Source organism: Vibrio neptunius, assembly GCF_000967495.1.
Classification (GTDB): Bacteria; Pseudomonadota; Gammaproteobacteria; order Enterobacterales; family Vibrionaceae; genus Vibrio; species Vibrio neptunius.
The window spans coordinates 131,279-143,256 of sequence record NZ_JXXU01000023.1 but is presented as its reverse complement, the minus strand read 5'-3'; the positions used below and the strand labels follow the sequence as shown (position 1 = coordinate 143,256).

Annotated in this window: 9 protein-coding genes and 1 pseudogene; 5 read left to right on the top strand and 5 right to left on the bottom strand. The window is 44.3% G+C overall.

Features of this window, described 5'->3' with window-relative positions; all coding sequences use genetic code 11:
* Nucleotides 1–68 precede the first annotated feature (68 nt).
* The 5 genes from TW84_RS09550 to leuA all read right to left on the bottom strand — a co-directional run bounded on the left by TW84_RS09550 (nucleotide 69) and on the right by leuA (nucleotide 5,907).
* A complete protein-coding gene (locus TW84_RS09550) occupies nucleotides 69–851 on the bottom strand; it encodes a DUF547 domain-containing protein (RefSeq protein WP_045975429.1) in 783 nt (260 codons plus the stop codon).
* Between the two features lie 287 nt (nucleotides 852–1,138).
* Nucleotides 1,139–1,741, bottom strand: a complete 603-nt coding sequence (gene leuD / locus TW84_RS09545; protein ID WP_045975428.1) for a 3-isopropylmalate dehydratase small subunit — start codon at nucleotides 1,739–1,741, stop codon at nucleotides 1,139–1,141.
* 11 nt (nucleotides 1,742–1,752) lie between these two features.
* Nucleotides 1,753–3,153, bottom strand: coding sequence for a 3-isopropylmalate dehydratase large subunit (gene leuC / locus TW84_RS09540; protein ID WP_045975427.1), 1,401 nt, complete (start codon nucleotides 3,151–3,153; stop codon nucleotides 1,753–1,755).
* A 54-nt stretch (nucleotides 3,154–3,207) separates the two neighbouring features.
* Complete coding sequence (gene leuB, locus TW84_RS09535) at nucleotides 3,208–4,299, bottom strand: 3-isopropylmalate dehydrogenase (RefSeq protein ID WP_045975426.1); 1,092 nt, start codon at nucleotides 4,297–4,299, stop codon at nucleotides 3,208–3,210.
* Between the two features lie 60 nt (nucleotides 4,300–4,359).
* Nucleotides 4,360–5,907 carry a 2-isopropylmalate synthase gene (gene leuA / locus TW84_RS09530; protein ID WP_045975425.1) on the bottom strand — a complete coding sequence of 516 codons (1,548 nt, stop codon included), beginning with the start codon at nucleotides 5,905–5,907 and terminating at the stop codon, nucleotides 4,360–4,362.
* A gap of 466 nt (nucleotides 5,908–6,373) precedes the next feature.
* Between leuA and TW84_RS09525 the strand changes: the two are divergent.
* From TW84_RS09525 to TW84_RS09505, 5 genes and pseudogenes are all read left to right on the top strand, one after another.
* Nucleotides 6,374–6,898 (top strand): annotated as a pseudogene (locus TW84_RS09525) (phosphatase PAP2 family protein).
* 82 nt (nucleotides 6,899–6,980) lie between these two features.
* Nucleotides 6,981–7,511 carry a phosphatase PAP2 family protein gene (locus tag TW84_RS09520; RefSeq protein WP_045975424.1) on the top strand — a complete coding sequence of 177 codons (531 nt, stop codon included), beginning with the start codon at nucleotides 6,981–6,983 and terminating at the stop codon, nucleotides 7,509–7,511.
* 3 nt (nucleotides 7,512–7,514) lie between these two features.
* On the top strand, nucleotides 7,515–8,561 hold the full coding sequence (locus TW84_RS09515; RefSeq protein WP_045975423.1) for an MJ1255/VC2487 family glycosyltransferase: 1,047 nt from the start codon (nucleotides 7,515–7,517) through the stop codon (nucleotides 8,559–8,561).
* A gap of 390 nt (nucleotides 8,562–8,951) precedes the next feature.
* Nucleotides 8,952–9,911: a transcriptional regulator LeuO gene (gene leuO / locus TW84_RS09510; protein ID WP_045975422.1), complete on the top strand. Its 960-nt coding sequence runs from the start codon at nucleotides 8,952–8,954 to the stop codon at nucleotides 9,909–9,911.
* 166 nt (nucleotides 9,912–10,077) lie between these two features.
* Nucleotides 10,078–11,886, top strand: coding sequence for an AMP-dependent synthetase/ligase (locus TW84_RS09505; protein ID WP_045975421.1), 1,809 nt, complete (start codon nucleotides 10,078–10,080; stop codon nucleotides 11,884–11,886).
* The last annotated feature ends 92 nt before the right edge of the window (nucleotides 11,887–11,978 follow it).

The following is an 11,978-nucleotide window of genomic DNA, read 5'->3' as shown; positions in this document are numbered from 1 at the left end:
TTCCAGTTTTCCAGTTTTCCGTAGGGCGAAGCCCGTTCCCGCATCCCGCATCCCTCATCCTCTTTCCGCTATTCCTTATCATTCAAATCCCAGTCGTACTCATAACTAAATTTGCCGTTTAGATTTGCTAATTCTGGGCGATATTTAGCTAGGTGTTGAATTAATTCTTGTTTGTTCCCAAAGTCCTCTGCAAACCAATCATAAATGGAAGAAAGCTGAGTCTTGCCTTTTAATTGAAGGACGCCTTTATTACTGTTAATAAACTCTTTAGCTGCTTGCTCTAAGAGTTGCTCGGTATTATCAGCAGTAAAAGCTCGGGTTTGTAGATTTGGACAACCTAAGCTGGCACAGTTCACCGCATAGTGAGTACGAGGGTCATTCCAAATTGGGCGAAGAATGCGGTGTTCAATATCATTGAGAGTGAGCTTCTTACCGGCGATTGTAACCACTTCATCTCCCCATGGACCAAAACTAAATAGTCCACCTAGCTTAGTGATTGACTTGACTGGGTAGTCATCAAGGATCAAGTTGACAGTAATTGCATTATAAAGATTGATCCAATAAGCGTACTGTTCACTTGAGGAGTGCTCTCTAGGATCAATAGCCGCTAGTGTCGCTATATACTGCTTTAGGTTTTGCTTATCTCTAGGTGAAACAGAACCGTATTTCACTAGGGTATTGTCGCCATCTTTGACCAAGTAGCTATCTAGAAAAGATTGCCAGTCCTGATGAGAAATCGCGGTGGTATTACTTTGATTTGATTGCTGCCAAAAAGGCCAAAGCTCTGATTTTGGTGCGGCAAATGAATGAAACGAGATAAGAGTCAGTAGCAAAGTAATAATACGCATCATCAGGTTAAGTCCTTTGTAAAAGTGTTTTGATACCAATCACACCAATTATCTTATCATTCTTGCTTGTTAAAACCGCTGATAACTGCGTTAAAGATTTTGTAGGTAGAACAACTAGCTAGCTGCAATCTTTGCCTTGTTCTAAGCGGTTTTCCCTACGCAATTTTCTGAACATCTAATTAATGCGATTGGTCTAACTACTAGACCTAGCGAAAAGCAAGTTTGTTTCAGCGCCCCAAAAAAAAGGTTAGCCGTGGCCAACCTTTTGTTTAATAGAGTGTTAACTTAGCTTACTTTAGGAAGCTTGGAATCTTGGCTTCATAAGCGGCAATTTTATCTTCGTGCTGTAGTGTCAAACCGATGTTGTCCAAGCCATTTAGCAAGCAGTGACGACGGAATTCGTCGATCTCAAATGAATACTCTTTACCGTTTGCGCGAACTCGGTTGGCTTCTAAGTCGACCTCAACCTGTGCCCCTTCATTTGCCTCTACAAATTGGAAGATTTCATCGACTTCTTGCTCTGTGAGACGAACCGGTACCATTTGGTTGTTGATTGAGTTGCCATAGAAAATATCGGCAAAGCTTGGCGCGATCATCGCCTTGATGCCATAGTCTGCCAGTGCCCATGGAGCGTGTTCACGTGATGAACCACAGCCAAAGTTTTCGCGAGCGAGTAGGATAGAGGCACCTTGATAACGAGGTGCATTCATTACAAACTCTGGGTTTGGCTGCTCACCTGCATCATCTAGGAAGCGCCAATCATGGAATAGGTGTTTACCAAAACCCAAGCGAGAAACTTTTTGTAGGAATTGTTTAGGGATAATGGCATCAGTATCGACGTTCGCGGCATCTAGAGGAACGACTAAGCCTGTGTGTTGTTTAAAACCTGACATCTGTTCTCTCCTTAGTCCAACTCACGAATATCTACAAAGTGACCAGCAATTGCTGCCGCTGCTGCCATCGCAGGACTTACTAAATGGGTACGGCCATCACGACCTTGGCGGCCTTCAAAGTTACGGTTTGAAGTTGATGCGCAACGTTCGTGTGGACCTAAGCGATCGTTGTTCATCGCCAAGCACATTGAACAGCCAGGAAGGCGCCATTCAAAGCCCGCTTCTTTAAAGATGATGTCTAAGCCTTCTGCTTCTGCTTGCGCTTTGACTTGCTCAGAGCCTGGTACGATAAGAGCTTGCACGTTGTCTGCAACTTTACGGCCTTTTGCTACCTGTGCAGCCGCGCGCATGTCTTCGATACGAGAGTTAGTACAAGAACCAACAAATACCTTATCGACTTTGTAATCTGATAGTGCTTTGCCAGCTTCTAGCCCCATATACGCCAATGCTTTTTCTGCTGATGCTTTCTCGACAGGATCTGCAAAGCTTTCTGGTGCTGGGATAGGTTGATCAACGGCGATTACCTGACCAGGGTTTGTACCCCAAGTCACCTGAGGCTTGATTTCCGCAGCATTTAGAGTGACGACTGCATCAAACTCTGCATCTTCATCAGTTTTGAGTGAAGACCAGTACTCAATAGCTGCTTCCAAATCATCTCCTTGAGGTGCGAATTTGCGGCCTTTGATGTATTCGAACGTGGTTTCATCAGGTGCGATTAGACCCGCCTTGGCACCAAGCTCAATAGCCATATTACACACTGTCATACGACCTTCCATCGTTAGATCAGTAATTGCTTCACCACAGAACTCAACTACATAGCCCGTACCGCCAGCTGCTGTTGTCTCACCAATGATGGCTAAAACGATATCTTTCGCTGTGATGCCAGGGGTAACCTTACCTTTCACCTCAATCTTCATCGTTTTGGCTCGTGCCTGCTTTAGCGTTTGAGTCGCTAAAACGTGCTCAACTTCAGAAGTACCGATGCCAAAAGCTAATGAGCCAAACGCACCGTGAGTGGCTGTGTGAGAGTCACCACAAACGATCGTCATGCCAGGTAAGGTAATACCCAGCTCTGGGCCCATTACATGCACGATACCTTGGTATTTGTGGTTAATGTCGTAAAGAGTGACACCAAACTCTTCACAGTTCTTTGACAGCGTTTCCATCTGAATACGTGCCATCTCACCAGATGCATTGATATCTTTAGTAGTGGTGGAAACGTTGTGGTCCATAGTAGCAAAGGTCTTGCTGACCTGACGCACTTGACGACCTTTTTCACGCAGGCCATCGAAGGCCTGAGGTGAAGTCACTTCGTGTACCAAGTGGCGATCGATATACAAAATTGGGTTCTCACCCTCGGCGGCTACGGCAACGTGTGCATCGTAGACTTTCTCATACAGTGTTTTGCCCATTATTACTATCCCGTGTATAGCACCTGACAACGGCTTATCAGGTGCGAATAATTATTATGAATTTAAAATATACTCAGCGATTTTATCGCCCATTTCTGATGTCGAAAGGGCTGGATTGTCACCTGCTAGGTCGGCGGTCAGCTCTCCAGCAGACAGTGCTTTAGATACTGCTGCTTCAATATCTTGTGCAGCAGCTTCTTCACCTAGGCTGTAACGCAGCATTAGTGCAGCAGAAAGAATCTGTGCAACAGGGTTTGCGATGTTTTTACCTGCGATGTCTGGTGCACTGCCACCTGCTGGTTCATACAAGCCAAATTGGCTTTCGTTCAAGCTGGCAGAAGGTAACATGCCCATAGAACCAGTGATCATTGCACATTCGTCAGAGATGATGTCGCCGAAGATGTTTGAACACAGCATGACGTCAAACTGCGCAGGATCTTTGATTAGCTGCATGGTCGCGTTATCGATGTACATGTGTGACAGCTCGACATCTGGATAGCTTTTCGCCACTTCTTCGACCACTTCACGCCACAGGATAGAGCTCTGTAGGACGTTCGCTTTATCGATAGAGCACACTTTTTTGCGACGTAAGCGCGCTGATTCGAACGCTATTTTAGCGATGCGCTCAATTTCAAAACGGTGATAAATCTCGGTATCAAATGCTTTTTCATTCGCTCCTTCGCCTTCACGACCTTTTGGTTGGCCGAAGTAGATACCACCTGTCAATTCACGTACCACGACGATATCAAAGCCATTGCCAGAAATATCTGCACGTAGAGGTGAGAAAGCTTCTAGGCCTTTGTGAATTTGGGCTGGGCGCAAGTTACAGAACAACTGAAAGTGCTTACGCAGAGGTAAAAGAGCACCACGTTCAGGCTGATCATTTGGCGGTAAATGTTCCCACTTAGGGCCGCCGACTGAGCCGAATAGTACTGCATCTGCTTCTTCACAGGCTTTTACTGTGCTGTCTGGTAGTGGGCAACCATGGTTGTCGATGGCAATACCACCCACATCGTGTTGGTTGCGAGAGAAAGCAATACCGTGTTTCTTTTCGATGGCGTCTAGCACTTTGTGTGCTTGCTGCATTACTTCTGGGCCAATGCCGTCTCCTGGTAGAACGGCAATATTGTAAGATTTGTCTGTCATGGTAATCCTTTAATCTTTATATCTTTTGTTCCAGAGATGACTCGCATCCCTAGAGTCTATTTATACTGTTGCGATTTTTTGCTGTTTGATTTCGGCAATCTTATCTGCACGGTGAATGCTGTTGATTACGTGCAGTAGTGCTTGACCAGAAGCTTCTACGATGTCTGTTGATACACCAGTACCATGGTATTTACGACCTTTGTAGTTGGCGATAATATCAGCTTGACCAAGCCCGTCTTCACCTTCGCCTTTCGCTGTTAAATCAAACTTGTCTAGCACGATATCATATCCGGTGACGCGATAGATACACTGGTAAAGCGCGTCAACAGGGCCGTTCCCTACCGCAGCTTCAGACGTCTCTTTATCACCACATTGCAGTTTAATACTTGTGGTTGCCATGACGCTACCTGACTGAACGCTTAGGTAGTTCAATTTGTAGAAATCGTCTTCTTCACGCAAGTTAGAAAAGTGCATTAGCGCTTCTAAATCGTAGTCAAAGACTTGGCCTTTGCGGTCAGCCAGTTTCAAGAAGTCTTCGTATAGCGCATCCAAGTTGTACTCGTCTTCTTTGTAGCCCATGCTATCCATATGGCTTTTCACTGCAGCACGTCCACTGCGGCTGGTTAAGTTCAACGCTTGATTTTTCAGACCGATTGACTCTGGGGTCATGATTTCGTAAGTGTTTTTGTTCTTTAGCATGCCATCTTGGTGGATGCCTGAAGAGTGACTGAATGCGTTGGCACCAACAATTGCCTTGTTGCTTTGGATTGGCATGTTACATAACTGACTGACCAATTTACTGGTGCGATGAATCTCATCATGCTTAAGACCAGTGCGAACACCCAAGAATTCCTGACGAGTCTTGATAATCATCGCGATCTCTTCTAGGGAGCAGTTCCCCGCTCGTTCACCAATACCATTGATCGTACCCTCAATTTGTCGTGCGCCTGCTTGAACAGCTGCAATTGAGTTAGCGACTGACATACCTAAGTCATCGTGACAGTGAACAGAAATAATGGCTTTATCAATATTTGGAACACGATCAAACAGAGTTTGGATAATTCCGCCAAACTCGTTTGGCACTGTGTAACCAACGGTATCAGGAATGTTTATCGTGTTAGCACCAGCGTTGATAGCGGCCTCAACCATGCGGCATAAATTGTCAATTGGGGTACGGCCAGCATCTTCACAGGAAAATTCGACATCATCAGTGTAGCGACGGGCGTGTTTTACCGCTTTGACTGCCATCTCGACAACGTCATCATAACTGCGGCGTAGTTTGTCTTGGACGTGAACGGTGGAAGTAGAAATGAAGGTATGAATACGGAATTGATCAGCGATTTTTAACGCTTCACCTGCAGCGTCAATGTCTTTCGTAACGGCACGTGCTAACGCACAGACTCGGCTGTCTTTTACGTGTTTAGCTATGGTCTGCACGGATTCGAAGTCACCAGGAGATGAGACGGGAAACCCCGCTTCAATTACATCAACACCTAGCCTTTCTAGCGCATAGGCAATCTGCAGTTTCTCTTTAACTGTCAAGCTTGCTGACAACGCTTGTTCGCCATCACGCAATGTGGTGTCGAAAATAATGACTTGATCGTTCATGTTTGCTTCCTTCCTGACTTGTGTGTTTACCACACTGTTAATCGTTTTCTTCCGGTATTTTAGGTATAAAAAAACCCGCATCTGTGTGCGGGTTTCTGATATCTCGTTGTGGTTATTTTTCTTCCACAGCCTACCCGCGCGATCGTGTCACGATAAGGAGGAGGCTCAGCAGGATAGAAAAACGCTTCATCATTGTTAACGGTTCCTATTAGGGCGTTAAATAAACCACAAAATTAAGTTAATAAATTAGTACCGCACTCCACTGAGTACGTCAACCCTAAAGTTGTTTTTTTATTCATCAATAGTCAAATGAACTAATTTATGGCGATAAACCATATTAGATATACAGCAGATATTGTCCTGCTATTCGAGCAGTGAATGGCAGGAAGAACGAGATGATTAATCTCTGGTTCATCTCACTATACCTATGATGTGACTTCGCATGTGACCACAGGAGAAAAGTACCGTGCGTGCCGTTGAACCCATCATCAAATTTGACTTGGCATTGTCCTCATTTTGCTTAGGTCATCCTTTAATCTGCCGCTGGCTAAGCTGAGTCGCCTGATTTCTCATACTGGATGATGGGCATCTGTATTTGCTGATTGGCTTGATCGCTTGGGCGCTGGATACGACCACAGGTGCCGCTTTTCTTAAAGTCGGCATTCTGGCATTTATCATCGAATTACCCATTTACTGGGTTTTGAAGAATGGTTTTCGGCGCCGTTGTCCCTATGAACGTTCCGAATCACTCACCTCATTTATCCAACCTGCGGATCAGTATAGCTTGCCATCCGGTCATACTGCGGCTGGATTTTTGATGGCTACATTAATTGCGAGCTTTTACCCTCAATATGCGATTGCAGCGTACGGCTGGGCGGCAGCAGTGAGCACCTCACGTATTTTTCTGGGCGTGCACTTCTTCACTGATATCGTGATAGGGGCGGGTTTGGGCATTGCGTGTGCCAAGCTGGCGTTGATGTTGACGATGTAACTGAATCAACCTGAAAGCTTCACTGATTTGTCACTTACTTCTCTTAATTTGAACGTAGAACCGTCGTTGCAAGGAGTCGGTAATGCGTTCAATCGAACCAATCGCCAAGTTTGATTTGGCATTCTCACTGTTTTGTCTACAACATAAATTCTCATATCCACTCTCTCGATGGAGCAAAGCCGTCTCTCACACGGGGGATGGGCATTTGTATGCTTTGATAGGCCTTGTCGCTTGGTGGTTTGGTGGCGAAATCGGTAGGCTCTTTTTACTGGCCGGTTTGCTTGCCTTCGCCGTGGAGCTACCTATCTACTGGACAGCTAAAAACCTCTTTAAACGTCGTCGACCAGAAGAGCTGTCTGAGCTGGTGACGTCCTTCATTACACCTTCAGATCGTTACAGCTTGCCTTCAGGGCATACAGCCGCCGCTTTTTTAATGGCTACGCTGATCAGTCACTTTTACATCGACCTAGAAATGTTTGTCTTTTTGTGGGCGGCTTTGATTGCAGCTTCTCGTATTTTACTGGGTGTCCACTTTCTAACAGATGTGGTACTCGGTGCACTATTGGGTATTGGTTGCGCCCAAATTGGACTATCTGTGATCATGGGAGTGTAAAGTATGAGAGTTCTGTATGGGGTTCAAGGTACAGGAAATGGTCATATCGCTCGAGCTAGAGCAATGAGTTACGCACTCAAACGTCGGGGTATTGACGTTGAGTTTCTTTTTTCTGGTCGTGCAGTCGATAAATACTTTTCAATGGAAGCGTTTGGTGATTATCACACACGACGTGGTTTGACATTTGTGACTGAGAGTGGCCAGGTTAATTACCATAAAACATGCCTGCGTAATAACTTACTCACTTTCTGTAAAGAGGTGAGGCAGCTTGATTTAAGTAATTTTGATATCGTTTTGAATGATTTTGAGCCCGTTTCAGCATGGGCATCGAAAATCCAAGGCAAGGTTTCCATCAGTATCAGCCATCAGAATGCATTCCGATACTCTGTGCCTCTCAAAGGAGCGAGTTGGCTAGACAAAAAAATCATTAAGTACTTTGCTCCTGCTTTGCACCATATCGGTTTGCATTGGTACCACTTCGATCAACCCATTCTTCCTCCTATTGTTCATACCCATAATGAACAAGTCGAAGGTGAAGACTTTGTGCTCGTATATTTGCCATTTGAGAGCATAGATGATATCGCGGAGCTATTGCTGCGATTCTCACAACAGCGATTTGTCTGCTTTCATCCGGAAATAAGGCAGGAGCAAATTGTCGACAATGTATGCTATTTGCCATTGAGTTTTCAGAAATTTCAATATCACCTTAATCGCTGTAACGGTGTTATTGCCAATGGTGGCTTTGAACTCCCATCGGAAGCTCTGACTCTAGGGAAAAAATTATTGCTCAAGCCCCTGAGTGGGCAGTTTGAGCAGATGAGTAATGTGGCAACCTTAGAAGTTCTAGGCCTAGCCAGTTGTATGGACATGCTTGATGCTTCTGTTGTACGTCATTGGCTAGATGATGATCAAGCGGAAAGCGTCACTTATCCCGATGTAGCTGGAGCGATTGCTGACTGGCTGATAAAAGGTGACTGGGATAACAAGTCTGAGTTAACTCAAACCTTGTGGGATAAAGTAGACTTTCCAAGTTACGTCACCAATATTTAGCTTATTGCCACTTTTCTCGGGTACACAGCATCAAATTATTGATGCTGTGTTTGTATCGGCCCCATAAATTATTTTTTCTACCAATACATCTCATCACGATCTTAACTCCATGCTTAAACCTAATTGATTAGCTGATCCTTTACAGTATGTGCGATTTATAATTTTTTATATATGACATAACTTAATGATTAATAATATTAATTTTATAGCTTAAGTAAAAAATACTGATTAATTATCAATCTTGTTGCTAATCATTGATTGATTCGCTGATAGTAGAAATCCGCCGGGAAATATCTGACGGATAAATATAACACTATCTGGGTTATCTATTCCCAACCAATATTCATTTTAAGAACCATTTACATTGACGAATACAAGAGGCTTGCCCTGATGATTGATAAGAAAGAATCTATGAGTGCGATTGCTAGCTACCGAATGGAAAGTACTCTACGTGGAGTAGATCTAAACCTTCTCACTGTTTTTGATGCAGTAATGCAAGAACAAAATATTACCCGTGCCGCTCATAACTTGGGCATGTCTCAACCAGCAGTAAGTAATGCGGTTGCACGCTTGAAAGTTATGTTCAATGACGAGCTATTTATGCGTCAGGGGCGTGGTATTCAACCAACTCAGCGTGCGCGCCTGTTGTTTGGTCCAGTTCGCCAAGCACTGCAACTTATCCGTAATGAGCTACCAAGCTCAATTTTCTCGCCTGAAACATCAACGCGTTTGTTTAAACTGGCGATCTGTAGTCCTTGTGATATGCGTTTTGCGCCTAGAATTATGTCGACAATTCACGATCAGGCTCCAAATGTCCAGCTTCATCTTGATGCTGAATTTGACCGCCAATTAGCGGAGAGAATGCGCTATCAAGAAATCGACTTCGTGATTGATTACGCACGTTTCGACGAACAAGGCTTCTCAAGTACAGAAATCTTCCAAGACGAGCTTGTTGTTGTTGCTTCTAAATCTCACCCACGTATTCAGGGTGCCGTAACTGCTGAGCTTCTTAAAGGTGAGCGTCATGCGAAACTATCTCGTGTTCATGGTCAGCGCAGTTTCTCTGAGCAAGCATACCGTGATCTAGACGTGCAGGCGTATTACGAAGGAACAAGCTTGAGCAACGTGCTTTACGTGGTTGGACAATCTGAGCTTGTGACTATCGCACCACGTTGGATGGTAGAAAATGCAGCGAACAAAGAACAGTTGCAAGTACTGGATTTCCCATTTGAAAATGGCAAGATCAGTGGCTTCCTAAGCTGGCATGAATCAAGCGAAAAAGACAAAGGTCATATTTGGTTACGTGATCAGCTAATGATGATCTGCGGTGAAGTAGTTGCCCTAGACTAATTTACAGTTATTTATGGCAAGAATGAAACCTTGAGTGGCTATTCGCCATTCAAGGTTTTTTACGATTTAATGGATAAGTTTGATACCCGTCAGTTGCCTTTTATGGCCTTAAATGTACACTTGTGCGCTCTAAAAAGCTTACAGGTGTAAGCTAAAGGTAGAAAAGATGGCCAACTTAGATTTTCATATTGTAAAAAGAATTCGTGAACAGATTGCCAAAAGCGGTGACCATATTGCTCTAAAACACAAAGTGGGTGATATGTGGAATGGCATTAGCTGGAAGCAATTTGGTCAGCAAGTGGATGCTTTGTCACTTGCTTTGTTGGCTCATGGGATCCGAATTCAAGATAAGATCGGTATCTTCTCTAACAACATGCCGCAGTGGACAGTGGCGGACTTTGCTGCTCTTCAAATTCGCGCGGTTACTGTACCCATTTACCCAACGAACACAGCGGCTCAATCTGCGTATATCTTACAAGATGCAGATGTGAGAGTTCTGTTTGTTGGTGAACAGGCTCAATTTGATGCTGCCGTTTCTATTTTTAATCAATGTGAACAACTAGAACTTATTGTTGCTATGTCTGATGATATTGATGTGGGGGAGCACGGATTTGCCATCCGTTGGCAGCGACTCATTGCCAATGTAGATAAAGCCCAACAGCAAGAACTCGATACTCGCTTAGAGCAAGCGAATTTAGATGATCTTCTCACTTTGATCTATACCTCAGGTACCACAGGTCAACCGAAAGGTGTGATGCTCGATTACGCCAATATCGGTGCTCAACTTGAAGGTCATGATCAGCGTTTAAGCTTATCGCAAACTGACGTTTCTCTCTGCTTTTTACCTCTTTCTCATGTTTTTGAACGAGCATGGACTTTCTACGTTCTGTATAAAGGTGCTACCAACTGTTATCTACAAGATACCATGCAAGCACGTGATGCCTTGAGTGAGGTGCGCCCGACAGTGATGTGTGCGGTTCCGCGCTTTTACGAAAAGATCTTCTCTGCCATCCATGAAAAAGTCGCTAAAGCCCCATTCATTCGCAAAGTCTTGTTTACTTGGGCGGTTAACATGGGGGCTAAGATGGCGGTTTGTCATCAAGAGCGACGTAAGCCTTCTATTGTATTACAGAAATCTCATGATTTAGCGAACAGGTTGGTGTTGTCTAAATTACGTGCTCTTCTTGGTGGGAACATCAACTTTATGCCTTGTGGTGGCGCCAAGCTAGACGAAACTATAGGCCGCTTTTTCCATGCTATCGGTATCAATGTTAAGCTCGGTTATGGTATGACAGAAACCACTGCGACGGTATCGTGTTGGGATGACAAATGTTTCGATCCAGACTCAATTGGTATGGCAATGCCTGGCGCTCAAGTAAAAATCGGCCAAAACAATGAGATCCTAGTCCGCGGACCTATGGTAATGCGTGGTTACTACAAGATGCCAGAAGAGACGGCAAAAACGTTTGATGAGCATGGTTTCCTCAAAACCGGAGATGCGGGCCATATCGACGAAAATGGCAACTTGTTCATTACCGAACGCATTAAAGAGCTTATGAAAACATCAGGTGGTAAGTACATTGCGCCGCAGATGATCGAAGGAGCAATTGGCAAAGATCATTTTATTGAGCAGATTGCAGTGATTGCCGATACGCGTAAGTTTGTTTCTGCGCTTATTGTACCGTGCTACGACAGTTTGGAAGAGTACGCGAAAGAACTGAACATAAAATACCATGATCGTGTTGAACTGATTAAGCATCACCAAGTGGTGGAAATGCTCGAACAACGAGTCAACGACCTACAGCAAGAGCTGGCGAAGTTTGAGCAGGTTAAGAAGTTCAAATTGTTACCAAAGGCTTTCTCAATGGATGATGGTGAACTAACACCAACACAGAAATTGCGTCGCAAGGTGATTAACGACAAATATCAGGACGAAATCGAAGAAATGTACAGTGATACGGCAATGAAAAAGTAAATCTCTAACAAGTTAAATTTTGAATTGTTTAAAACTCCCTCAATCGGTTGCCTTTGACTGTTGAGGGATTTTTTATACCTAAACAGATGACC